This is a genomic window from Citrobacter sp. wls708 (assembly GCF_005281255.1).
In the GTDB taxonomy this organism is placed as follows: domain Bacteria; phylum Pseudomonadota; class Gammaproteobacteria; order Enterobacterales; family Enterobacteriaceae; genus Citrobacter; species Citrobacter werkmanii.
In genome coordinates, this window is record NZ_SZXE01000015.1 from 417,766 (window position 1) to 440,285 (window position 22,520).

Genomic DNA, 22,520 nt, shown 5'->3' on the forward strand with positions numbered 1-22,520 from the left:
AGCCCTTTTCACTACAAAAGAAGTAATTGCCCACTATGACTCAAGTCGCGAAGAAAATTCTGGTAACGTGCGCGCTGCCGTACGCCAACGGCTCTATCCACCTCGGCCATATGCTGGAGCACATCCAGGCTGATGTCTGGGTCCGTTACCAGCGAATGCGCGGCCACCAGGTAAACTTCATCTGCGCGGACGACGCCCACGGTACGCCAATCATGCTGAAAGCACAGCAGCTTGGGATCACGCCAGAGCAGATGATCGGTGAAATGAGTCAGGAGCATCAGACTGATTTTGCGGGTTTTGACATCAGCTATGACAACTACCACTCTACGCATAGCGAAGAGAACCGCGAGCTGTCTGAGCTGATTTACACGCGCCTGAAGGAGAACGGTTTTATTAAAAACCGCACTATCTCCCAGCTTTACGATCCGGAAAAAGGCATGTTCCTGCCGGACCGTTTCGTTAAAGGCACCTGCCCGAAATGTAAGTCTGCGGATCAATACGGCGATAACTGTGAAGTCTGTGGCGCAACCTACAGCCCGACCGAACTTATCGAGCCGAAATCCGTCGTTTCCGGCGCAACGCCGGTGATGCGTGACTCAGAACACTTCTTCTTTGACCTGCCGTCATTCAGCGAAATGCTGCAGGCATGGACGCGCAGCGGCGCGTTGCAGGAGCAGGTCGCCAACAAAATGCAGGAATGGTTTGAAGCCGGCCTGCAGCAGTGGGATATTTCCCGCGACTCACCGTACTTCGGTTTTGAAATCCCGAATGCGCCTGGCAAGTACTTCTACGTCTGGCTGGATGCGCCGATTGGCTATATGGGATCGTTCAAAAACCTGTGCGATAAGCGCGGCGACACCACTAGCTTTGACGAATACTGGAAGAAAGACTCTACCGCCGAGCTATATCACTTCATCGGTAAAGATATCGTCTACTTCCACAGCCTGTTCTGGCCTGCCATGCTGGAAGGCAGCAACTTCCGTAAGCCGACCAACCTGTTCGTACACGGTTATGTGACGGTGAACGGCGCGAAGATGTCCAAATCTCGCGGCACCTTTATTAAGGCCAGCACCTGGCTGAAGCACTTTGACGCCGACAGCCTGCGCTACTACTACACCGCGAAGCTCTCTTCACGTATTGATGACATCGACCTGAACCTGGAAGACTTTGTCCAGCGCGTTAACGCCGATATCGTCAACAAGGTGGTTAACCTGGCCTCCCGTAACGCTGGTTTTATCGCCAAGCGTTTTGACGGCGTGCTGGCGGCAGAACTGGCCGATCCGGCACTGTATAAAACCTTTACCGATGCCGCTGCAGTCATTGGCGAAGCGTGGGAAAGCCGTGAATTCGGTAAAGCTATCCGTGAGATCATGGCGCTGGCCGATGTGGCAAACCGCTACGTTGACGAACAGGCCCCGTGGGTTGTGGCTAAACAGGAAGGCCGCGATGCGGACCTGCAGGCAATTTGCTCAATGGGCATTAACCTGTTCCGCGTGCTGATGACTTACCTGAAACCGGTACTGCCGACGCTGGCTGAGCGTGTTGAAGCTTTCCTGAACAGCGAACTAAGCTGGGATGCTATCGAGCAGCCGCTGCTCGGCCACAAGGTCAACACCTTTAAAGCGCTCTACAATCGCATCGACATGAAACAAGTTGAAGCGCTGGTTGAAGCGTCTAAAGAAGAGGTGAAAGCCGCAGCCGCACCGGTCACCGGCCCGCTGGCGGACGATCCGATTCAGGAAACCATCACCTTTGACGATTTCGCCAAAGTTGACCTGCGCGTAGCGTTGATTGAAAACGCTGAGTTTGTAGACGGTTCTGACAAGCTGCTGCGTCTGACGCTGGATCTCGGTGGCGAAAAGCGTAACGTCTTCTCCGGTATTCGTTCTGCTTATCCGGATCCGCAGGTTCTGATTGGACGTCAGACCATTATGGTAGCCAACCTGGCTCCGCGTAAAATGCGCTTCGGTATTTCCGAAGGTATGGTGATGGCGGCGGGTCCTGGCGGGAAAGATATCTTCCTGTTAAGTCCGGATGAAGGCGCAAAACCAGGCCAACAGGTGAAGTAAGACCTATCAAGCCTATCAAGCCTATCAAGCGCTGCAATGGCAGCGCTTTTTTTTTGCAGTAGCTATTCCCCTAATCTCAAACGCGTCACTTCACTCCATTTTCGGACTGCTCAGCCATTGCGATTAGATTTATTCTATACTGCTTTGCTATTAAGGTCGTACGGGCCCATCAAATTCATAGGCTCTATTATTTTGCATCCGATATTCATGAAATGGAGTTTTACATGACAGCGTTTCAAAAATTAGTTTCTCTTGCCGTAGCGTCGGTTGTCATTTTTTCCCTGACGGGGTGTGGTGATAAAGAAGAGACAAAAACATTTAATGCCAACCTAAACGGCTCGGATATTACCGTCTCTTACACCTATAAGGGCGATAAGGTTCTGAAACAAATCTCTGAAAGCAAAATCAGCTATGCGTCGGTCGGCGCCAGCAATAAAGAAGAAGCAGCAAAAGTATTTGACGCCTTAAGCGCTAAATATCAAAACATCCCTGGCATAGAAGAAAAGCTCACCTATTCAGACACCTATGCGCAGGAAAACGTCACTATCGATATGGAAAAAGTCGATGTAAAAGCATTGCAGGCAATTTCCGGGATGAAGCTGTCTGAGAATACCGATAAAAACATCAGCATGAAGCAAATGCAAACGGTAATGGAATCGGAGGGTTTTAAAGAAGTGAAGTAAACCGTCGGCGACCCGATTTTAATCGTGGTCGCCCGTTTTTCTCGTTATGCTTTCGTGCTATGTACGCGTGCGGTCAAACCGCGCAGGAAATAACGCAGGAACTGATCGCCGCATTCGCGATAGTTTTTATGATCCGGCGCGCGCATCATGGCGGTAATTTCCGGCATCGACACGCGAAATTTCTGCTCGGTCATAATGGCCAGAATATCATCGGTTTTCAGCGAAAAGGCGATACGCAGCTTTTTCAGCACCGTATTGTTATTAACACGACGCTCAAGCGCCAGCTCCGGCGCTGATTCATCTTTCCCACGCAGATGATAAATCAGACCGTTTAAAAAACCGGAAAGAATGATATCCGGGCAACGCACAAACCCGTCTTCATCTTCTTTTGTCATCCAGGTATCGAAACCCGCGGAGGTGGATTCCATGTCAGCAAGCGCAAGAATACGCACCATGTCGTTATTGTTCGCTTTCAGGGTGTAGCGCAGGCTACGAAGAATATCGTTACTTAGCATAGAGCCTTCAACAGTCGGTGATGCAATGGCGCGCAGTGTATCAGTTTTACAGTCCAATCGCCTCTTTTAGACTTTTAAGATAACGACGACTCACCGGAACGGTCAGCCCGTTACGCAAAATCAGCTCGGCCTGGCCGTTATCTTCCAGTCGGATTTCCTGCAATTGCGCCAAATTCACCAGATATTGGCGGTGGCAGCGCAGGAGTGGCGTACGGCTTTCCAGCGTTCTGAGCGTTAACTCTGTGAACCCCTCTTTGCCATCGCTACTGGTGACATACACGCCGCTCATACGGCTGCTGATAAACGCCACATCATCCATTTGCAGCAAATAAATACGGCTATGACCGCTGCACGGAATAAACTTCAGCGGCTGCTGATGCTCGGGCAGTAGCGATACATCCTGCTTCGTGCGTTCCTGACGTAAACGGCTCAGCGTTTTTTCCAACCGCGCTTCTTCAATCGGCTTGAGCAGATAATCAAACGCGTGTTCTTCAAAGGCTTTGACCGCATACTCATCAAACGCGGTCAGGAAAACAATGTATGGACGATGTTCGGGATCAAGCATCCCGACCATTTCCAGGCCGCTGATACGCGGCATCTGAATATCGAGAAACAGGACATCCGGGTGCAGTTTATGTACCGCGCCGATGGCTTCCACCGCATTCGAACACTCCCCGATAATCTCGATGTCGCTTTGCTCCTGCAACAGGATCCGCAGATTCTCCCGCGCTAACGGTTCGTCATCGACAATCAGCACTTTGATCATGCCTGTTCCTCCAGAGGAAGTCGTAAAGTAATTCGGGTAAAGCGGTCAGGTTCACACGCTACGCTGATGCCAAAGTCATCGCCAAACCGCTCGCGTAGTCGCTTATCGACCAGATTCATACCCAACCCGCTGGCCTCAGACGTTGGCTGATACAGCCCGGCATTATCTTCAATATCCAGCATCAGATACTGCCCTTCGCGACGGGCGGTAATCGACACCTCTCCGGTATCCAGTAATTGAGAGGTACCATGCTTAATGGCATTCTCCACGATGGGCTGCAGGGTAAAAGCCGGTAATTGCTGATGCGAAAGTTCATCAGGCACCGTTAAAGTCACCTGTAGCCGTGACTGGAATCGTGCCTTTTCAATTTGCAAATAGGCGTTCACGTGCTCAATTTCATCGGCCAGTGTGACAATCTCCGACGGGCGTTTTAAGTTTTTGCGAAAGAAGGTCGACAGGTACTGCACCAGTTGACTGGCCTGCTCGCTATCGCGGCGGATCACGGCTTTGATGGTATTGAGCGCATTGAACAGAAAATGAGGATTCACCTGGGCATGCAGGAGTTTTATTTCTGACTGCGTAAGCATTGCTTTTTGCCGCTCGTACTGTCCGGCCAGTATTTGCGCCGAAAGTAGCTGAGCGATCCCCTCCCCCAGCGTGCGGTTGATCGAGCTAAAGAGGCGGTTTTTAGCCTCATACAGTTTGATGGTCCCCATCACCCGCTGATTTTCACCCCGCAGCGGAATCACCAGCGTCGAGCCTAATTTGCATTGCGGATGCAAAGAGCAACGGTAAGGGACTTCATTCCCGTCGGCATACACCACCTCTCCGGTTTCTATTGCCCGTAGAGTGTACGACGACGAAATCGGTTTACCAGGCAGGTGGTGATCGTCACCAATGCCGGTAAATGCCAGCAGCTTCTCACGATCGGTAATCGCCACCGCGCCGATATCCAGCTCTTCGTACAGCACCTGGGCCACCTTCATGCTGTTAACCTCGTTGAATCCCTGACGCAAAATACCTTCCGTAGAGGCGGCAACTTTGAGCGCAGTAGCGGAAAAAGCGGAGGTGTATTTTTCAAACATCGCCCGTTTATCGAGCAATATACGCATAAACAGGGCTGCGCCCACGGTATTCGTCACCATCATCGGCGCGGCAATATTGCTGACCAACCGAAACGCATCATCAAACGGACGAGCAATTAACAAGATAATCAGCATCTGCACCAGTTCGGCCACAAAGGTAATCGCGCCCGCCGTCAACGGGCTGAAGACTTTATCGGTACGACCGCGACGAGTGAGCACGCTGTGCACCAGCCCGCCGAGTAAACCTTCCACAATGGTCGAAATCATGCAGCTTAGCGCCGTCATACCGCCCATTGAATAACGGTGTAAGCCACCGGTCAGACCGACTAAACCACCGACTACGGGACCGCCAAGCAGCCCGCCCATCACCGCGCCGATGGCACGCGTGTTAGCAATAGAGTCATCAATGTGCAGCCCGAAATAGGTGCCCAAAATGCAGAAAATGGAAAAGGTGACATAGCAAAGCAGTTTGTGCGGGAGACGGATAGTGACCTGCATCAGCGGGATAAACAAACGCGTTTTGCTCATTAGCCACGCGATAACGAGAAACACGCACATCTGCTGAAGCAGCAGCAACACCAGATTAAACTCGTACATACGCGCCAACCACACATCACTTAAAAGCGCGTAACATACATGGGCTGCGCGTAACTTTCTTTGAAGTGTTGCAAAAAAACAGGAATTTGTGAGAACGATCACTCGAAAGCGCGAGTAGGACGACAAACTCACCCCTTCATTGATCAAAAAACAGACAAAACTACCTGGTTCGTAAAAGAGCGTCTAAAGTAAAACTGGGACCTCGCGAGCAAGAGTGAGACGACGATGGCGCTTTACACAATAGGTGAAGTGGCTTTGCTTTGTGATATCAACCCTGTCACTTTACGCGCGTGGCAGAGGCGTTACGGATTACTCAAACCGCAGAGGACAGACGGCGGTCATCGCCTGTTTAACGACGCGGATATTGACCGGATCCGAGAGATAAAACGCTGGATAAACAACGGCGTTCAGGTCAGTAAGGTGAAAATGTTGCTCAGCAATGAGAACATTGATGTGCATAACGGCTGGCGTGAACAGCAAGAGACGCTATTAAGCTATTTGCAAAGCAATAATTTGCATAGTCTGAGAATGTGGATCAAAGAGCGTGGCCAGGATTATCCCGCGCAAACGCTCAACACCCATTTGTTCACACCGTTACGCCGCCGTCTGCAGTGTCAGCAGCCGATCCTCCAGGCGTTACTCGGGATCCTCGACGGCGTCCTCATCAACTATATCGCGATTTGTCTGGCCTCAGCGCGCAAGAAACAGGGTAAAGATGCGCTGGTTGTCGGCTGGAACATTCACGATACCACCCGTTTGTGGCTGGAGGGTTGGGTTGCCAGTCAGCAGGGATGGCGCGTTGACGTTCTGGCTCACTCACTGAACCAACTACGACCGGAAATGTTTGAGGGTCGAACCTTACTTGTCTGGTGCGGCGAGAACCAGACGCCCGCTCAGCAACAGCAGCTGAGTGAATGGCGCGCGTTAGGTCACGATATTTATCCACTCGGTATTTAATATTCTATTAACAAAAGTGTACAATCCTTAGATTCACATAAGGAGTGCACAATGAGCGCAGCTAAAATCGGTGTAATAACCCTCTTCCTGCTGATGGCTATCGGCGGTATCGGCGGCGTCATGCTGGCAGGCTACACCTTCATTTTACGTGCCGGGTAAGGTAGCTCGCTAATCGCTCAAATCCGCGATCGACAATTACTGCCGCCAACGCGACCAGCAACGCCCCCTGAATCACATAGGCGGTATTGAATCCGCTAAGTCCGATAATTATCGGCGTGCCCAGCGTATTCGCCCCGACGGTTGAGGCTATCGTTGCGGTGCCGATATTAATGATCACCGATGTGCGGATCCCCGCCAGAATAACCGGTGCCGCCAGCGGCAACTCCACTTTACGCAGGCGCTGCCAGCGACTCATCCCCATCCCGCTGGCGATATCCATCACGCTGGCAGAGACGCCTCCCAACCCCGCCAGGGTTGCCTGTAGGATCGGTAACACGCCATACAGGATCAGCGCGATAACCGCCGGCTCAAGACCAAATCCCATCACCGGCACGGCAATCGCCAGCACCGCGACCGGGGGAAAAGTCTGCCCCACGGCGGCGATAGTTTCCACCATCGGTCTGAACTCTGCCCCCCAGGGCCGGGTTACCGCAATCCCGGCGCCGGTGCCGATGAGTACAGCGATAAGACTCGATATTCCCACCAGTGCAAAATGACTCAGCGCCAGCGCCGTAAAACTTTCCTGCTGATACACGGGACGCGGCAACTCTGGAAACAACGAACTAAACAGGGTCTGACTGTGCGGCAACCCGACCAACAGGATCAGGAACAGGACAACCAGCCACAGCAATGGATCAGTAAGACGTTTCACGGGGCGGCATCTCCGAAAGCAGATCGCGAAAGTGAAGCGTACCGCAGGACACGCCCTGCGGCGTCACAACCGGCAGTACATCGCACCCCCGCGCCACAAACATCGACAGCGCATCACGCAGCGTCATTTCAGCCACCAGCGGCTCACCGGCTGAATGTTCGCCGCGACGAATAAAATCCCCCACCGTACGCAGCGACAGTAACCGTACGCCCAGTTCGCTGCGGCCAAAGAACGTTTGTACGAAATCGTTCGCTGGCGCAGTCAGCATCGACAACGGCGTCCCTTGCTGCACGACCTTACCCGCGTCCATCAGGACCAGATGTTCCGCCAGCCTCAGCGCCTCGTCGATATCATGCGTCACCAATACAATGGTACGCCCCAGAAGACGATGAATACGGGTCATCTCCTGCTGCAGCGCACCGCGGGTGACGGGATCCAGCGCGCCAAAAGGCTCATCCATCAGTAACACCTGCGGATCTGCCGCCAGCGCGCGTGCAACCCCGACCCGCTGCTGTTGCCCACCGGAAAGCTGATGCGGATAACGGTGACGCAAACTCGCCTCCAGCCCCAACAGCGCCATAAGTTCATCTGTGCGATCATCAATACGCGAACGCGACCACTTTTGTAATTGCGGCACGGTGGCGATGTTCTGCGCGACGGTCCAGTGCGGGAACAAACCGATAGACTGGATCGCGTACCCCATACGCCGCCTTAATTCCAGTACCGGCAGACTGCGAATCTCCTCGCCCGCAAAAAGAATCTGCCCGCGGTCATGCTCGACCAGTCGATTGATCATCTTCAGTGTGGTGGATTTCCCGGAACCCGACGTGCCAATCAGCACCGAAAAGCTCCCCTCCGCCAAATGCAGATTAAGGTCGTCGACGGCTTTTTGCTGACCGTAGGTTTTACTGACATGACTAAATTCAATCATTATTCGTTCCCTTCAGCAGCGCTAGCCCTAAATCAAACAGCGCATCAATCAGCACTGCCAGCACAACTACCGGGATCACGCCCAGCAGCACTAAATCAACGGCGCTACTGAGCAATCCCTGAAAGACCAGCGCGCCAAAACCCCCGGCACCGATCAGCGCGGCAATCACCGCCATCCCTACTGTCTGGATCATCACCACCCGCAAACTGCGCAAGAAGACAGGCAGCGCCAGCGGCAACTGCACCGAGATAAACCGTTGACGCGCGCTCATCCCCATCGCCCGGGCGCTTTCCAGTACATCCTGTGGAACCTGATTCAGTCCAGCCACCACGCCACGTACCAACGGTAAGAGCGCGTACAGTACCAACGCAATAAGCGCGGGTGTCAGGCCGGTTCCCGCAACGCCGAGTGAGCTTAACCAGGGAAAATGCTTAACCAACCCAGCGAGCGGCGCAATCAACAGGCCAAACAAGGCCACCGAGGGAATGGTCTGGATAATGTTCAGTACGGCGAAAACGGGTCCCTGACGCGAGTCAGAAAAAGAGCACCAAACGCCCAGCGGCACACCAAGGAATAGCGCGGGTATCACGGTGCCAAACAGAATAGTCAGATGCTGCGCCAGTGCGTCGTTAAAGACATCCTGGCGGTTGGCATACTCTTTCAGCAGGGAAAGATCGTTAAACGTGCCGGACAGTAATAACACTATCGGCATAACAAAAAGTTGCGCATGCAGCACCCATCGCCACAACATCTGACGGGTGATGCGCCGAATGGCGTCACTGGCAGCCAGCAGCATGAATCCGAGACCCAGCCAGAACCCGGAGCCAAGACTGGTTCTGGCCAACGTACTGCCCGTCTGCGCCAGATACGTTGCCGTTGTACCTGCGGTTACCAGCGCCGCAATCACCAACAGCTGGCTGATAACAAGCGTCAATATATTGCCGGGTTTGCCCGACACAAAGCACAGAAGAAACAGTAGCAGACAGGCCACCGCCAGTCCCCACGCCATGTCGGGCCTGATATCCCAGAGTTGACGACCTTCGCCGGAAACCAGGCGATTGGGAGCATAGCTAATGAAAGGAAGCGCAGCTGCTGCGAAGGTAAGAAGAACCAGCAGCAACAGCACCCGATTAACCGAGATATTGGACAAAACACCCACCCGCCGTAAATTCCGTTACTTAACCCATCCTTTTTGCTTCAGATAATCTGCCGCAACTTTTTTTGCATCCAGCCCCTCTACAGCAATACTGGCGTTAAGCTGCTGGAGCGTTTTTTCATCCAGACTGGCAAAAACAGGCTGCAGCCATTCTTCCATTTGCGGATAGTCCTTGAGTACCGACTCACGTACCACTGGCGCAGGCGCATAAATCGGCTGAACGCCTTGCGGATCGCTTAACGTTTGCAGCCCCAGCGCGGCGACCGGACCATCGGTGCCGTAGGCCATCGCGGCATTGACGCCGGAGGTTTGCTGCGCTGCGGCTTTAATCGTCACGGCGGTATCCCCCCCGGCCAGTGATAAAAGCTGATTCTGATTCAGTTTAAAATCATAGGCTTTTTCAAACGCTGGCAGCGCGTCCGCACGTTCGATAAACTCCGCAGAGGCGGCCAGTTTGAAAGTGCCCCCCTCCTTGAGGTAGCGCCCTAAGTCTGCAAGCGAAACCAGTTTATTCTTTTCGGCGACATCCTGGCGGACCGCAATGGTCCAGGTATTGTTGGCGGGCGCAGGCGTTAGCCAGACCAGTTTATTTTTCTCTGCGTCCAGCTTTTTCACTTTGTCGAAACCAGCCTGCGCATTTTTCCACGCCGGATCATTCTCATCTTTAAAGAAGAAGGCGCCATTGCCGGTATATTCCGGGTAGATATCCAGCTCGCCGGATGTAATCGCGCCACGCACCACTGGCGTAGTCCCCAGTTGCACTTTATTGACGGTTTTCACACCATGGCTTTCGAGCACTTGCAAAATAATGTTACCGAGCAGCGCCCCTTCAGTATCAATTTTTGACCCAACCGTAACGGGCGACGCGGCCTGCAAGGGCATACTTATCGCGGCTAAAAATGCCAACGACCCTACCCCAAACTTTGAGATTATCATGCTGTGCTCCTCATCCTTTTGCGGCCCTTTTCAGAGACTTGAGGAAAAAGCATAGTCGAAAAATCAGGCCTTAACCTGGCAATTGGGTAGTAACACTGAGAGTAATTAGCAGTAAGGCGAAAAAAATCCGGCAAACCCAAAGTGAATTTGCCGGATAGCGTTATTTCATAGACCAGATAAGCATTGCGCCATCAGGCATGATGCGTGGCTTTCTTCATCAACTACAGCAGTTCAAATTCACCCTGCTTCACTCTGGCGGAATCCACGCCGATAAAGACGTTAAATTTACCCGGTTCAGCATCGTATTTCATACGCTGGTTCCAGAATTTCAGCGCTTCGATATCAATCGGGAAGCTGACAGTCTGCGTTTCACCCGGTTTAAGATTCACTTTCTCAAAGCCTTTCAGCTGTTTTACCGGACGGCTCATTGAAGCGGTCACATCCTGCAAATACATCTGAATCACCGTGGCACCTTCGCGCTTGCCGGTGTTGGTCACCTGGACGCTGGCCGTCACAGTCCCGTCACGTTTCATCGTCGGTGCAGAGAGTTTCACATCCGAAACGGTAAAGGTGGTGTAGCTCAGGCCATAGCCAAAGGGATACAACGGACCGTTTGCCTCGTCAAAATAACGCGAGGTGTACTTATTCGGCTTATCGGCGTTATACGGACGACCGGTATTGAGATGGCTGTAATAGACCGGAATCTGTCCGACAGAGCGTGGGAAAGACATCGGCAGCTTGCCTGATGGGTTGTAATCGCCAAACAACACATCGGCGATGGCGTTACCGCCTTCCGTCCCGGCAAACCAGGTTTCGAGGATCGCATCAGCCTGTTGATCTTCCTTAACCAGCGCCAGCGGACGTCCGTTCATCAGCACCAGCACCAGCGGTTTGCCCGTTGCTTTCAGCGCGGCAATCAGGTCGCGTTGGCTCTGCGGAATAGTAATGTCCGTACGACTGGAGGCTTCATGCGCCATTCCCTGTGCCTCACCGACCACCGCAACCACCACATCAGACTGTTTCGCCGCGTTAACGGCTTCATCAATCATCGCCTGCGGCGAACGCGGATCAACTTTCACCGCCTCTTCATACAGGTTCAGGAAGTCGACAATGCCTTTATCGTTGGTGATATTCGCCCCTTTGGCGTATATCACTTTGCCCTGCTCGCCAATGGCATTTTTAATCCCCGTCAGCACCGTTACCGACTGATCGGCAACCCCCGCTGCGGACCAACTGCCCATCACATCACGCTTGCTGTCGGCCAGTGGCCCGACAACCGCCACGGTAGCGGATTTTTTCAGCGGCAGCGTGTCGAGGCGGTTTTTCAGCAGCACCAGGCTTTCACGCGCCACTTCACGCGCTTCTTTACGGTGCAGGCGGCTTTCGGCGTTGGTATCCACCGGGTCAGACTCTTTGGCTCCCAGATGGCTGTACGGATCGTTAAACAGCCCCATATCATATTTCACGTTCAGCACGTGACGCGCAGCGTCGTCAAGCTCCGCCATCGTCACTTTGCCTGATTTAATCAGCCCCGGCAGGTATTTGCTGTAATACTCATCGCTCATACTCATGTTGATACCGGACTTGATAGCCACGCGTACCGCATCCTCAGGATCGGAGGCCGTACCGTGCTTAATCAGTTCCTTAATCGCGCCGTGATCGGAAACGGTGATGCCTTTAAAGCCCCACTCATCGCGCAGCACGTCTTTCAGCAGCCATGCATCCGACGTCGCCGGCGTACCGTTGAGTGAATTAAGTCCTACCATCACCGCGCCGCTACCGGCATCCAGCCCGGCTTTGTACGGCGGCATGTAGTCGTTAAACAGACGCTGCGGGCTCATATCGACGGTGTTGTACTCTTTCCCGCCCTCTACCGCACCATAAGCAGCGAAGTGCTTGACGCTGGTCATCACCGAATAGCGATCGGCCGGGCTTTTCCCCTGCATCGCTTCCACCATGGTTTTACCCATTGTGGCGGTCAAATACGTGTCTTCGCCAAACCCTTCCGATGCCCGGCCCCAGCGCGGATCGCGGGAGACATCAACCATCGGCGCCCAGGTCATGTTCAGGCCATCGTCAGCGGCTTCATACGCTGAAACGCGACCGACGGTTCTGACCGCATCGAGATTAAAGGAGGACGCCAGACCGAGGCTTATCGGGAACACGGTACGCTGGCCGTGCAATACGTCGTAGGCAAAAAAGAGAGGAATTTTCAGGCGGCTGAGTTCCATCACCTGATCCTGCATTTTGCGGATATCCTGGCGTGTGACGGTGTTAAAAATAGCCCCAACCTGCCCGTCTTTGATCATCTCGCGGATGGCTTCCTTCGGATTATCAGGCCCGACGCTGATTAAGCGTAATTGACCAATTTTCTCATCCACGGTCATCTGTTTGAGTAAATCGGTAACAAACGCATCCCGCGCTTCTGGCGTCAGCGGATGGTTACCAAACAGAGTGTCCGCCAGCGCGGGTTGCACCGCCAGACTCACCGCAACACCTACAGAACATAGCCATTTCATGTTGATTCTCTCTTTATTTTTTCCTGACGCATCAGCGAAAATATAACAAAAACCGCAATTTGCCGTAAGACTAAACGGGAGCGCTAAAGAAAGCTAAGGTTATTCTCCTAATTTTCAAAACCAGCGTGAATCAATGAAAGACAAGCCAGAGACAATATGAATGAGAAAGCGTATTGTCATACAAAGCGCTATGCTTGTTCCTGATATTGAGTCCCACCACAAGGAGTGGAGAATGTCTTCCATTACAACAGATAATAAAGCTTTCCTGAATGAACTGACCCGCCTGGTGGGTCATTCGCACCTGCTCACTGAACCCGCTAAAACCGCCCGCTATCGCAAGGGATTCCGCTCCGGCCAGGGCGATGCGCTCGCCGTCGTTTTCCCGGGCTCGCTTTTAGAACTGTGGCGCGTCCTGAACGCCTGTGTCGCCGCAGACAAAATCATTCTGATGCAGGCCGCCAATACCGGCCTGACCGAAGGCTCTACGCCAAGCGGCAATGATTACGACCGTGAGATTGTTATTATCAGCACCCTGCGTCTTGATAAGCTGCACGTCATCGGCAAAGGCGAACAGGTGCTGGCCTGGCCTGGAACAACGCTCTATTCGCTGGAAAAAGCGCTCAAACCTTTTGGTCGTGAACCGCATTCAGTGATCGGTTCTTCCTGCATCGGTGCTTCCGTGATTGGCGGCATTTGTAACAACTCCGGCGGCTCGCTGGTGCAACGAGGCCCGGCCTACACGGAGATGTCGCTGTTTGCGCGTATTGATGAACAGGGCAAATTACAGCTGGTTAACCATCTGGGCATCGAGCTTGGCCAAACCCCAGAGCAGATCCTTAGCAAACTCGATGACGAGCGCATCAAAGATGACGATGTTCGCCACGACGGACGTCATGCGCACGATCACGACTACGTGACCCGCGTCAGAGATATTGAGGCGGACACGCCCGCACGCTATAACGCCGACCCGGACCGCTTGTTTGAATCTTCCGGTTGTGCCGGAAAGCTCGCGGTTTTCGCCGTGCGTCTGGACACTTTCGAAGCCGAAAAAAATCAGCAGGTCTTTTATATCGGCACCAACCAGCCAGAGGTGTTGACGGAGATCCGCCGTCATATTCTGGCGAAGTTTGAGCATCTGCCGGTTGCCGGTGAATATATGCATCGCGATATTTACGACATTGCAGAGCAGTACGGTAAAGATACGTTCCTGATGATCGACAAACTCGGCACCGACAAAATGCCGTTTTTCTTCACCCTGAAAGGTCGCACCGATGCGATGCTGGAAAAAGTGAAATTTTTCCGTCCGCACTTCACCGACCGGGCGATGCAGAAGTTTGGCCATTTATTCCCCAGCCACTTACCGGCGCGTATGAAAAGCTGGCGCGACAAATACGAGCATCACCTGCTGTTAAAAATGGCCGGTGGCGGCGTGGCTGAAGCGCAAAACTGGCTAAATGAGTTTTTCAAAACGGCCGAGGGCGACTTCTTTGCCTGTACGCCGGAAGAAGGCAGCAAGGCATTCCTGCACCGCTTTGCGGCGGCTGGCGCAGCTATTCGTTATCAGGCCGTTCATGCGGATGAGGTGGAAGATATTCTGGCGCTGGATATCGCGCTGCGTCGTAACGACACCGAATGGTATGAACATCTGCCGCCAGAAATCGACAGCCAACTGGTGCACAAGCTCTATTACGGGCATTTTATGTGCTATGTATTCCATCAGGATTACATCGTCAAAAAAGGCGTGGATGCCCATGCGCTGAAAGAGCAGATGCTGGAGTTACTTCGCGAGCGTGGGGCACAGTATCCGGCGGAGCATAACGTCGGGCATCTGTACCAGGCGCCGGAAACATTAACCCGCTTTTACCGCGAGAATGACCCCACCAACAGTATGAACCCGGGTATTGGGAAAACGAGTAAGCAGAAGTTCTGGAAAGAGTCGTAGGCCCGATAAGCATAAGCGCCATCGGGCACGTTGCCGGGGGCGCTTCGCTTGCCCGGCCGACGGTTTAATCGTTCTGCGCGGTTTGCTCACCCGTAGCTGAACCTGCCGCCGCCATCTGCGCCGCTTTTTGCTTTTTGTAGCTCAGCGCCGCCGCCGGAACCGGCATCACCTTGCCGGTTTCAATCCAGGTGCGTAAACGGCTGGCATCGGCAAAGTGGGTATATTTCCCAAAAGCATCCATCACCACCAGCGCCACCGGTTTGTTATTAATCACCGTACGCATCACCAGACAGTGGCCCGCCGCATTGGTAAACCCGGTTTTAGTTAACTGAATATTCCAGTTATCGCGATACACCAGATGGTTGGTATTACGGAACGGCAATGTATATGCCGGATTGGCAAACGTCGCCATATCTTCACGCGTAGTACTTAGCTGACCAATCAGCGGATACTGTTTGCTGGCAATCAGTAACTTCGTTAAATCACGCGCGGTTGAGACGTTATGAATCGATAACCCGGTCGGCTCCACAAAACGGGTATGGGTCATGCCCAGCGCTTTCGCTTTCGCATTCATCGCCTTGATAAACGCGTTATAGCCGCCAGGGTAATGATGCGCCAGACTGGCTGCCGCACGGTTTTCAGATGACATCAGCGCCAGTAACAGCATGTCTTTACGGCTGATTACACTGTTCAGCCGTACGCGAGAGTAAATTCCTTTCATCTCAGGCGTCTGGCTGATATCAACTTTCAGCTTTTCATCCAGCGGCAGTCGCGCATCAAGCACCACCATCGCCGTCATTAATTTGGTAATCGACGCAATCGGACGCACCAGATCCGGATGGTTCGAATAGATAACCTTGTTGGTATTCAGATCAACAATCATCGCGCTACCGGACGCTATCTCAGGTTGAGAAGCCGCTACGGTAGGTGCCGTTTTCGCCACGGCTTGGGGTGCAAAAGGAACGGCCAGCACCAGGGCAAGGCTTAATAATGAAACTCGGAATTTCAGCATGATGAGATTTCTGATAAGGGTTCACGCACGTCACAACGCACACCGCCCGAGATTAAGTATTTTCTCAGGCTAGCTCAGGCATCATAGCGATCCGGCAGGTTTGCCGCTACAGGATAATCGTCTCGAAATGCTGCGTTGCTGACTTTTACGTCAACAACGCAGCGCAGAGGCGTTTTACAGGTCAGAATAAGCGATAGCCGTAACCCCACAGGATTACCGTAATCGCCAGCAGAACCTCCAGTACCAGCACACCAATAGCCAGCGTGGAACTGGAAAAACTTAACCCTTCCTCACGAGTGATATTCAGGAACGTTGGAATACCGAGATAGAGTAAATAACCGGTGTAAAACAGCGCGATAGTTCCCACCAACGCACACAGCCAGACCAGCGGATAAAGGGCGACCAGACCGCTTAAAAACAGCGGAGTCGCGACATATCCGGCAAAGACCATACAGTGCGCCAGCGATGGACGCTGCGGGTAATTTCGCGCCATCCACCAGATAACCCGGCCCATGACAGCCACGCCCGCCAGCATCACGCCGTAAAACAGAATGGCCAGCGCCAGTCCGGTCAACAGGGATAACTGCAGTATGTTGCCGTCACCAAAATTCCAGCCGATTTGTGTGGTACCGATAAACGCGCAAACAACCGGGATTGCCGCCATCAGCAGTACATGATGGGTATAGTGATGCGAAACGCTTTCGTTTTCGCTGTTGATCACGTGCATTTCACGATCGGGATGGGAAAACAGCCCCCAGACATGGTTCATACCGCCCCCTTCTTGTCAGCTCCGGACCTCAACACTTCAAGTATAATTCAGCTTTTGATTATTTTATGTACACAGAGAAAATACCGGATCGCTACGGCGTATTGTTACGTTCACCCAATGTTTATCACTTCTCTGAAACGATACTGCCTGTGAAGAGAAATGACACCGCGGAGGTGAACGGAACCCTGAGCCAGAATCACATGTCCTTCATAATACTTAACTGACAAGCATTAGATCGCTACGGCGCGGCTTTTCCGGCATCAAGTATTCATAGGGTGTATGCTATAAGCGGTGGAGGTCATACAATCGTATGGATATAAATCATTATGTTGCGCAATACGGCTATGCCGCATTAGTGATTGGCAGTCTGGCTGAAGGGGAAACCATTACCCTGTTAGGCGGCGTCGCGGCCCATCAGGGAGTACTTAAATTTCCGCTGGTGGTGCTCTCCGTCGCGCTGGGCGGGATGATTGGCGATCAGTTGCTCTATTTACTCGGACGTCGTTTTGGCGGCAAAATTCTGCGGCGTTTTTCGCGTCATCAGGCAAAAATTGATTACGCGCAGAAGATGATCCAACGGCGTCCTTATCTGTTCGTGGTCGGCACGCGTTTTATGTACGGTTTTCGCGTTATTGGCCCTTTGTTGATTGGCGCCAGTCACCTGCCACCGAAGATCTTTTTACCGCTCAATATTCTCGGGGCGCTGGTGTGGGCGCTGATATTTACCACTCTGGGTTATGTGGGGGGAGAAGTCATCGCGCCGTGGCTGCACAATCTCGACCAGCACATTAAGCACTGGATATGGCTGGTTCTGGTGATTGTACTGGTGGTAGGCGCGCGCTGGTGGTTGAAAAAACGCAGCAGCAAGAAGACGGCCCGGTAGAGCGGCATCTACCGGGCAGGTGTGTTACGACGCGTGGTAACCGCCGCCCAGCGCGCTGGTCAACTGAATGGAAGCATCCAGCCACTGGCCTTGCAATACCAGACCGTTACACTGCTCACGTAACGCCGGGATCTTTGCTTCGCTGACCCGGGAACCCGCGATAATACCGGCGTTAAATCGCGCCTGCGCAAGTCCCACCACACGCTGTGCATCATGTTCGATCTGCTGCTGATGCTGATTCTTCTGCGCCAGTGTTTCCACCTGCGATGCGGCACGCGCCACGTCATTCACCGCATCTACCACGGCTTTGTTGTAATTCGCCACCGTCAGGTTGCTTTGCGCTTTGGTGATATCAAGATTGGCATTCAATCTGCCGCTGTCGAAAATAGGCAGCGTGAGTCCGGCTGTGACCCCCATCTGCTGCGCGGAATGGCGGAACAGATCGCTCAGATGTAACGCATCTTGTTGTAAAAACGCCATCAAATTCACGTCCGGATAAAACGCGGCTTTGGCCGCATCAATGCTGCTCAGGGATGATTCAATATACCAGTGCGCGGCCTGTAAATCCGGTCGACGGGCCAGCAGCGAATAGCCTAACTGGGACGGGAGCTGGCTTTCTACGGTAGGTAACTTACTGGTATGCAGTTTCAGAACGGTAGACTGTGAATTAGTCAGGGCGCTCAGCCGCGCCTCAATCACTTTCATTTTGCCGTTAACATCGTTCAGCTGCTGATCCGTTTTACTGGAATCGATATCGGTCTCCACGCCTTCCACTGATGAGGTAATGCCGTTTTGATACAGCTGACGATCGACAGTTATCACGTTCTGTTGCTCATTTTTAATCTGCGTCAGCACGCTTTTCAGTGCCGCCTGCGTCTGCCATTCCCAGTACAGACGCGAAACACCGCTCGCCAGCAGTTGGCGGGTTTGTTCACGCTCAGCTTCACGCGCTTTAACGGCCCCAATACGCGCCGTCACTTCGGCCCGATTTTTCCCCCACAGATCCAGATTCCAGCCGGCGGTTAAACCAAACGTCCCGTTGGTGTACCACGGGCCTGTCGTTCCGGCGGCAGGATCGGTAATGGCAAACGGTCCCATCAGCCCTTCAGCTGACATTCTCTGACGCTCAACGTCCGCAGAAAAATCGATCTCCGGACCATCCTGCGCCTCAACGGCCTTCGCCTGCGCCTCCGCCAGTTGAATGCGCTGTTCCGCCACCTGCATATCAGGAGAGTTTCGCAACGTGCTGTCAATCAGCGCATTAAGCTGAGGATCGTGGTATGCCTTCCACCATTGGCTGTCCGGCCAGCCATTTTTTAACGCCGCAGGTAATGCGGAATCGACATTCGCAGCAGGGGTCTGCTGCGACAGAGACTGACGGTCATCATGCATAGGCGCACAGCCAGCCATGAGAATAAAAAGGGGCAACAATGCCGTCGCGGCAAAAACAGAATTACGATTCATGGAGATATACAGGTAAGAAAAGATGCGCAGAGAGTACGACTTGTCGCTGTTACTTTTTTAGTTACGCGTGGCAATACATCTTTGGCAATAAAAATATATAATCAGAAAAATATACACCACACAAATAATACAGATTAAATAATTTTAATAATTTATAGATGGAAACCTTATGTCACAGAATATTTATGACGACCCGGAATTCTTTGCCGGATATGCCACGCTGGATCGTTCAGTAAAAGGACTTGATGGCGCACCGGAATGGCCAGCAATACAGGCTATGCTCCCCGCTCTGCAGGGTAAAAACATTCTCGATTTGGGCTGCGGATATGGCTGGTTTTGTCGCTACGCGCGCGATAATCATGCCGCCAGCGTCGTGGGGCTGGATATCTCACAAAAGATGTTAACCCAGGCGCATAATATGACTCACGGCAATGGCATCGTCTATCGCCGTGAAGATCTCGAAACGCTTACGCTCTCGCCGGCGTCTTTCGACCTGGCGTATAGCTCCCTTGCCCTGCACTATTTACACGATATTGAACGATTATTCGTAACGATTTACCAGGCATTAACACCGGGAGGCATGTTGGTTTTCTCTGCCGAGCACCCCATTTATACCGCACCGCTTAACCAGGGCTGGATAAAAGACAAAACCGGGCAGCTGTCCTGGCCGGTTAATCATTACCAACAAGAAGGCGAGCGTATCAGTAACTGGTTTGCTGAAGGCGTTAAAAAACAGCACCGCAAGCTGGCGACCTGGATTAACGCGCTCATTGCCGCCGGATTCGACATTGTGTGTGTTGATGAATGGGGACCCTCTGCTCAGCAGATTGCTGAAAACCCGGCGCTGGATGAAGAAAAAGAGCGGCCAATGGTGTTTCTGCTAAGCGCACGTAAACCCGCATAACAGCGCCGCCAGGCAGAATAGTTGATACTTTCCTATACTCAATCTGAATTTACCAAAAAAAGGAAAGTTAATGAAAATTCTGCTGTGGATTATTCTAATTATTTTTCTGATTGGACTGTTGGTGGTAACCGGCGTGTTTAAGATGATTTTCTGATGTTGTCTTTTAGCCCAGGCCTGATAGCAGAAATGTCAGGCGATTATTCTCTCTGATGCCGGATGGCGGCGTAAACGCCTTATCCGGCCTACCAGAACTGACGTCAGGCGGTAATCTCGATGGCCTGAATCGCCCGAGCGATATCCGGCGAATTGTTTAACGCGCGAATCTCCTGAAACAACGCCGTGGCTTCTGAATATTCTTTACGCAAATACCCTAACCACTGCTTAATACGCGCCACATGATACAACCCCGTGTCACCCTGCTTTTCGAGACGGGTATATTTTTGCAGCAGCATCACGACGTCAGGCCACGGCATACGCGGCTCGTTGTACTTCACCACGCGACTCAGGTTCGGGATATTTAACGCACCACGACCGATCATCACCGCATCGCATCCGCTGATGGCCATACAATCCTGGGCGCTCTGCCAGTCCCAGATTTCACCATTTGCGATAACCGGAATGGTAAGTCGCTGGCGAATTTCGCCAATCGCCTGCCAGTTAATATGCTCGGCCTTATAGCCCTGCTCTTTGGTACGACCATGCACCACCAGTTCACTGGCACCAGCCTGCTGGACGGCATCGGCAATTTCAAACTGCCGGTCGCTGTTGTCCCAGCCCAGACGTACTTTCACCGTCACCGGGAGAGGGTCCGGCACAGCCTCGCGCATGGCTTTTGCGCCGCGGTAGATGAGCTCAGGATCTTTCAATAACGTCGCGCCACCGCCGCTGCCGTTGACCAGCTTCGACGGGCAACCGCAGTTCAGATCGACACCGTACGATCCCAGTTCGACCGCGCGCGCGGCGTTCTCCGCCAGCCACTGCGGGTACTGGCCCAACAGCTGTATGCGCACCCGCGTGCCGGATGGCGTGCGGCTGTTGTTATGCAGTTCCGGGCAGAGCCGGTGAAATACTTTTGCCGGCAGGAGCTGATCCACCACGCGCACAAACTCCGTGATGCACAGATCGTAATCATTCACTTCAGTCAGCAGCTCGCGCACCAGGGAATCGAGCACGCCTTCCATCGGCGCCAGTAAAACACGCATATCGTCACCCGCAAAAAAAGAGGCGCTATGGTAGCGCCTCCGTTCGGGAGATTAAAGAGGCTCAGCGCGGCAACAGACAGTTATCTTCTTTCCAGCCGTACAGCCACTCCATACCGCGATAAAACTCCGCCTGTGATTTACCTTTCCACAGCAGATTACGCACCTGGCGCTCGACGCCCGCGGCGTGATAAACGCGGCCCATTTCGCGCGTCGACCAGACAATCCGCGCCGTACGCGGAATGCGCACCGACTCATACAGGGCAAAGGCATCAGCCGCATCGCCGTCACACTGCTGTAACGCCTTACCAAGCGTGACGGCATCCTCCAACGCCATACAGGCTCCCTGCGCCATATATTGCGCCACCGGGTGCGCGGCATCACCCACCAGCGTAATGCGGTCGGTACCCCATTTCTCGACCGGCTCGCGGTCAGCGGTGGACCAGCGCCGCCATGATGTCGGTTTATCCAGCATCTGGCGCGGACGTGGATGAATACCGGCAAAATAGGAGAGCACCTCCTCTTTACTGCCATCCTTCACGCCCCACTCTTCCTGCTGACGACTATGAAAGGTCACCACCAGATTGTATTGTTTGCCGCCGCGCAGCGGATAGTGCACCAGGTGACAGTGCGGTCCGGCCCACAGCACCGGCGCGTTAATGCGCAAATCTTCCGGCATATCATCGCAATCAATTACAGCGCGGTAGACCACGTGCCCGGTCACGCGTGGCGCATCGCCAATCAGAGACTGACGGACAACCGACTTCACACCGTCACAGCCGACCAAAATATCTGCCGTCCAGCTGTTGCCATGCTCGTCAAATACCGTCACGTCATTCTCGGTCTGGCGAATATCAACCACGTTAGTTGAAGTGCGATACTCAACGTTGGGATGAACCAGCGCCGCTTCCCACACAGAAGCATGAATATCCACCCGATGGATAACCGCATAAGGACCGCCAAAGTGATCGCGGAACGCCTGTCCGGTTTCAATACGCACGACTTCCTGCGCATTTACCGCATCCATCATGGTGATATGATCGGTAAAAACGGCGCGCTGGCGGGCAACCTCTCCCACGCCAAGGCTGTCGAGAGCAGAGAACGCGTTTGGCCCGAGCTGAATGCCCGCGCCGATTTCGCCAATCTCATGCGCTTTCTCCAGCAACATCACTTTGATTCCCTGACGGGCCAGCGATAACGCGGTCGCCGCGCCGCCAATCCCACCACCCACGATAATTGCGCGTGTCACTTTAGCCATTGTC

At 53.2% G+C, this 22,520-nt stretch carries 20 protein-coding genes; 7 read left to right on the top strand and 13 right to left on the bottom strand.

Annotated features, from left to right (window positions below; genetic code table 11):
- Positions 1 to 35 precede the first annotated feature (35 nt).
- Both metG and FDW97_RS07260 read left to right on the top strand, forming a co-directional pair.
- A complete protein-coding gene (gene metG / locus FDW97_RS07255) occupies positions 36 to 2,069 on the top strand; it encodes a methionine--tRNA ligase (protein WP_038641933.1) in 2,034 nt (677 codons plus the stop codon).
- Positions 2,070 to 2,293: 224 nt separating this feature from the next.
- A complete protein-coding gene (locus FDW97_RS07260) occupies positions 2,294 to 2,752 on the top strand; it encodes a YehR family lipoprotein (RefSeq protein ID WP_137350835.1) in 459 nt (152 codons plus the stop codon).
- A 44-nt stretch (positions 2,753 to 2,796) separates the two neighbouring features.
- On the opposite strand, the gene FDW97_RS07265 is transcribed toward FDW97_RS07260, so the two are convergent.
- Genes FDW97_RS07265 through FDW97_RS07275 form a run of 3 tightly spaced genes read right to left on the bottom strand, consistent with a single transcriptional unit; the run spans position 2,797 to position 5,715 of the window.
- Complete coding sequence (locus tag FDW97_RS07265) at positions 2,797 to 3,267, bottom strand: DUF1456 family protein (protein WP_087856170.1); 471 nt, start codon at positions 3,265 to 3,267, stop codon at positions 2,797 to 2,799.
- A 46-nt stretch (positions 3,268 to 3,313) separates the two neighbouring features.
- Complete coding sequence (gene btsR, locus FDW97_RS07270) at positions 3,314 to 4,033, bottom strand: two-component system response regulator BtsR (protein ID WP_038641937.1); 720 nt, start codon at positions 4,031 to 4,033, stop codon at positions 3,314 to 3,316.
- Complete coding sequence (locus FDW97_RS07275; RefSeq protein ID WP_038641939.1) at positions 4,030 to 5,715, bottom strand: sensor histidine kinase; 1,686 nt, start codon at positions 5,713 to 5,715, stop codon at positions 4,030 to 4,032. The genes btsR and FDW97_RS07275 overlap by 4 nt, the downstream gene beginning before the upstream one ends.
- 225 nt (positions 5,716 to 5,940) lie before the next feature.
- Between FDW97_RS07275 and mlrA the strand changes: the two genes are divergently transcribed.
- Positions 5,941 to 6,672: an HTH-type transcriptional regulator MlrA gene (mlrA, locus tag FDW97_RS07280; RefSeq protein WP_042307362.1), complete on the top strand. Its 732-nt coding sequence runs from the start codon at positions 5,941 to 5,943 to the stop codon at positions 6,670 to 6,672.
- Positions 6,673 to 6,723: 51 nt separating this feature from the next.
- Entirely contained in the window at positions 6,724 to 6,831 is a 108-nt protein-coding gene (locus FDW97_RS07285) for a protein YohO (RefSeq protein WP_003027354.1), read from the top strand.
- On the opposite strand, the gene FDW97_RS07290 is transcribed toward FDW97_RS07285, so the two are convergent.
- The 5 genes from FDW97_RS07290 to bglX all read right to left on the bottom strand — a co-directional run bounded on the left by FDW97_RS07290 (position 6,812) and on the right by bglX (position 13,085).
- Positions 6,812 to 7,543: an ABC transporter permease gene (locus tag FDW97_RS07290; protein WP_110497426.1), complete on the bottom strand. Its 732-nt coding sequence runs from the start codon at positions 7,541 to 7,543 to the stop codon at positions 6,812 to 6,814. The genes FDW97_RS07285 and FDW97_RS07290 overlap by 20 nt on opposite strands.
- Positions 7,527 to 8,474, bottom strand: a complete 948-nt coding sequence (locus FDW97_RS07295; RefSeq protein WP_110497424.1) for an ABC transporter ATP-binding protein — start codon at positions 8,472 to 8,474, stop codon at positions 7,527 to 7,529. Before FDW97_RS07295 ends, FDW97_RS07290 begins: the two co-directional genes overlap by 17 nt.
- Positions 8,467 to 9,633, bottom strand: a complete 1,167-nt coding sequence (locus FDW97_RS07300) for an ABC transporter permease (RefSeq protein ID WP_121529280.1) — start codon at positions 9,631 to 9,633, stop codon at positions 8,467 to 8,469. The genes FDW97_RS07295 and FDW97_RS07300 overlap by 8 nt, the downstream gene beginning before the upstream one ends.
- A 15-nt stretch (positions 9,634 to 9,648) precedes the next feature.
- A complete protein-coding gene (locus FDW97_RS07305; protein ID WP_137350836.1) occupies positions 9,649 to 10,566 on the bottom strand; it encodes an ABC transporter substrate-binding protein in 918 nt (305 codons plus the stop codon).
- A 221-nt stretch (positions 10,567 to 10,787) separates the two neighbouring features.
- Positions 10,788 to 13,085, bottom strand: coding sequence for a beta-glucosidase BglX (bglX, locus tag FDW97_RS07310; RefSeq protein WP_087855924.1), 2,298 nt, complete (start codon positions 13,083 to 13,085; stop codon positions 10,788 to 10,790).
- 232 nt (positions 13,086 to 13,317) lie between these two features.
- On the opposite strand from bglX, the gene dld reads away from it, so the two are divergent.
- Entirely contained in the window at positions 13,318 to 15,027 is a 1,710-nt protein-coding gene (dld, locus tag FDW97_RS07315) for a D-lactate dehydrogenase (RefSeq protein WP_042307352.1), read from the top strand.
- A 64-nt stretch (positions 15,028 to 15,091) separates the two neighbouring features.
- Here the strand turns inward: dld and pbpG are convergent, their stop codons facing one another.
- Both pbpG and FDW97_RS07325 read right to left on the bottom strand, forming a co-directional pair.
- Positions 15,092 to 16,039, bottom strand: a complete 948-nt coding sequence (gene pbpG, locus FDW97_RS07320) for a D-alanyl-D-alanine endopeptidase (protein WP_038641951.1) — start codon at positions 16,037 to 16,039, stop codon at positions 15,092 to 15,094.
- 181 nt (positions 16,040 to 16,220) lie between these two features.
- A complete protein-coding gene (locus tag FDW97_RS07325) occupies positions 16,221 to 16,808 on the bottom strand; it encodes a Yip1 family protein (protein ID WP_038641953.1) in 588 nt (195 codons plus the stop codon).
- Positions 16,809 to 17,118: 310 nt separating this feature from the next.
- Here FDW97_RS07325 and FDW97_RS07330 point away from each other — a divergent pair, with 310 nt between their 5' ends.
- The gene (locus tag FDW97_RS07330; protein WP_038641956.1) at positions 17,119 to 17,691 is read left to right on the top strand and encodes a DedA family protein; all 573 of its coding nucleotides are present in this window, start codon (positions 17,119 to 17,121) and stop codon (positions 17,689 to 17,691) included.
- Between the two features lie 24 nt (positions 17,692 to 17,715).
- On the opposite strand, the gene mdtQ is transcribed toward FDW97_RS07330, so the two are convergent.
- Positions 17,716 to 19,155 carry a multidrug resistance outer membrane protein MdtQ gene (mdtQ, locus tag FDW97_RS07335; RefSeq protein WP_038641958.1) on the bottom strand — a complete coding sequence of 480 codons (1,440 nt, stop codon included), beginning with the start codon at positions 19,153 to 19,155 and terminating at the stop codon, positions 17,716 to 17,718.
- 169 nt (positions 19,156 to 19,324) lie between these two features.
- Here mdtQ and FDW97_RS07340 point away from each other — a divergent pair, with 169 nt between their 5' ends.
- Entirely contained in the window at positions 19,325 to 20,059 is a 735-nt protein-coding gene (locus FDW97_RS07340; protein WP_087855922.1) for a class I SAM-dependent methyltransferase, read from the top strand.
- 257 nt (positions 20,060 to 20,316) lie between these two features.
- Here FDW97_RS07340 and dusC read toward each other — a convergent pair whose 3' ends face one another.
- Together dusC and FDW97_RS07355 are read right to left on the bottom strand one after the other, a co-directional pair.
- Positions 20,317 to 21,261, bottom strand: coding sequence for a tRNA dihydrouridine(16) synthase DusC (gene dusC / locus FDW97_RS07350; protein WP_087855920.1), 945 nt, complete (start codon positions 21,259 to 21,261; stop codon positions 20,317 to 20,319).
- Positions 21,262 to 21,322: 61 nt separating this feature from the next.
- Entirely contained in the window at positions 21,323 to 22,516 is a 1,194-nt protein-coding gene (locus FDW97_RS07355; RefSeq protein WP_085047880.1) for a 3-hydroxybenzoate 6-monooxygenase, read from the bottom strand.
- Positions 22,517 to 22,520: the final 4 nt, after the last annotated feature.

Bases quoted from the DNA above. Each gene is read 5' to 3' on its own strand.
- metG (WP_038641933.1), top strand. From the start codon at position 36: ATGACTCAAGTCGCGAAGAAAATTCTGGTAACGTGCGCGCTGCCGTAC.
- FDW97_RS07260 (WP_137350835.1), top strand. From the start codon at position 2,294: ATGACAGCGTTTCAAAAATTAGTTTCTCTTGCCGTAGCGTCGGTTGTC.
- FDW97_RS07265 (WP_087856170.1), bottom strand. From the start codon at position 3,267: ATGCTAAGTAACGATATTCTTCGTAGCCTGCGCTACACCCTGAAAGCG.
- btsR (WP_038641937.1), bottom strand. From the start codon at position 4,033: ATGATCAAAGTGCTGATTGTCGATGACGAACCGTTAGCGCGGGAGAAT.
- FDW97_RS07275 (WP_038641939.1), bottom strand. From the start codon at position 5,715: ATGTACGAGTTTAATCTGGTGTTGCTGCTGCTTCAGCAGATGTGCGTG.
- mlrA (WP_042307362.1), top strand. From the start codon at position 5,941: ATGGCGCTTTACACAATAGGTGAAGTGGCTTTGCTTTGTGATATCAAC.
- FDW97_RS07285 (WP_003027354.1), top strand. From the start codon at position 6,724: ATGAGCGCAGCTAAAATCGGTGTAATAACCCTCTTCCTGCTGATGGCT.
- FDW97_RS07295 (WP_110497424.1), bottom strand. From the start codon at position 8,474: ATGATTGAATTTAGTCATGTCAGTAAAACCTACGGTCAGCAAAAAGCC.
- FDW97_RS07305 (WP_137350836.1), bottom strand. From the start codon at position 10,566: ATGATAATCTCAAAGTTTGGGGTAGGGTCGTTGGCATTTTTAGCCGCG.
- bglX (WP_087855924.1), bottom strand. From the start codon at position 13,085: ATGAAATGGCTATGTTCTGTAGGTGTTGCGGTGAGTCTGGCGGTGCAA.
- dld (WP_042307352.1), top strand. From the start codon at position 13,318: ATGTCTTCCATTACAACAGATAATAAAGCTTTCCTGAATGAACTGACC.
- pbpG (WP_038641951.1), bottom strand. From the start codon at position 16,039: ATGCTGAAATTCCGAGTTTCATTATTAAGCCTTGCCCTGGTGCTGGCC.
- FDW97_RS07325 (WP_038641953.1), bottom strand. From the start codon at position 16,808: ATGAACCATGTCTGGGGGCTGTTTTCCCATCCCGATCGTGAAATGCAC.
- FDW97_RS07330 (WP_038641956.1), top strand. From the start codon at position 17,119: ATGGATATAAATCATTATGTTGCGCAATACGGCTATGCCGCATTAGTG.
- mdtQ (WP_038641958.1), bottom strand. From the start codon at position 19,155: ATGAATCGTAATTCTGTTTTTGCCGCGACGGCATTGTTGCCCCTTTTT.
- FDW97_RS07340 (WP_087855922.1), top strand. From the start codon at position 19,325: ATGTCACAGAATATTTATGACGACCCGGAATTCTTTGCCGGATATGCC.
- dusC (WP_087855920.1), bottom strand. From the start codon at position 21,261: ATGCGTGTTTTACTGGCGCCGATGGAAGGCGTGCTCGATTCCCTGGTG.
- FDW97_RS07355 (WP_085047880.1), bottom strand. From the start codon at position 22,516: ATGGCTAAAGTGACACGCGCAATTATCGTGGGTGGTGGGATTGGCGGC.